2 protein-coding genes are annotated in these 780 nt (G+C 50.8%); one reads left to right on the top strand and one right to left on the bottom strand.

Features of this window, described 5'->3' with window-relative positions; all coding sequences use genetic code 11:
• The coding region (locus MKP05_RS21240; RefSeq protein ID WP_240570134.1) for a LysR family transcriptional regulator at positions 1-315 on the bottom strand (315 nt) is incomplete at its 3' end.
• A 118-nt stretch (positions 316-433) separates the two neighbouring features.
• Between MKP05_RS21240 and MKP05_RS21235 the strand changes: the two genes are divergently transcribed.
• A partial coding sequence (locus MKP05_RS21235) for a MaoP family protein (RefSeq protein WP_240570133.1) occupies positions 434-780 on the top strand: 347 nt, incomplete at its 3' end.

Here is a 780-nt window from a genome sequence, read left to right as displayed (position 1 = left end):
GTTAAGCATACATTCCCACAGGGAGGCGCTGGCCCCAATGGAGAATTCATTATGTCGCGAAGAGTGTGCCACCTCCTTGCGCGCAGCCTGCCAGGTATTCATGAGCGTTTCGGCATAGGGGAGGAGCTTTTCGCCGGCAGTCGTCAGGCGGATGTTATTACGATGACGGGTGAACAGATTCACACCAAGTTGATTTTCCAGCTGACGAATACGAAAGCTGACTGCTGACTGTGTCAGGTAAAGCGCCTCTGCTGCTCGCCCAAAGTGACGAGTTCTACTCACTTCCAGGAAAGTCTTGAGCAATTCCGTATCCACACCGTTCTCCACAAAATTATTTGTCGTGATGATTTAAATGTTTTGTTTGACGCTCTGTCAAGCGTAACTAATACTCCGCGCCATAAATAGCTCGGCCAAAGAATCAGGAGCGTGTAGGATGGCGGAAAGCTTTACGACGACTAATCGTTTTTTCGACAATAAAAATTATCCACGCGGGTTCTCCCGTCACGGTGATTTCACCATCAAAGAGGCGCAACTGCTGGAACGTCATGGTTATGCCTTTAACGAACTGGAACTGGGTAAGCGCGAACCTGTTACCGAAGATGAAAAACTGAACATCGCCAAACGTCATCTGCTGCCGAAGCAGATCGAACGTAACGCGCTGAAGAAAGGCGAGCTGACCGTCGACGATAGCGCCATTATCGGCATTATTCGTTACTACACGCGGGAAGCGGGGGTACGTAGCCTGGGGCGTGAAATCTCCAAGCTGGGCCGCAAGGCCGT

It is taken from the genome of Halomonas flagellata (assembly GCF_022487945.1).
Classification (GTDB): Bacteria; Pseudomonadota; Gammaproteobacteria; order Pseudomonadales; family Halomonadaceae; genus Halomonas; species Halomonas flagellata.
Note: the sequence above shows the minus strand (reverse complement) of the source record. Positions and strands in the feature narration are given on the sequence as shown.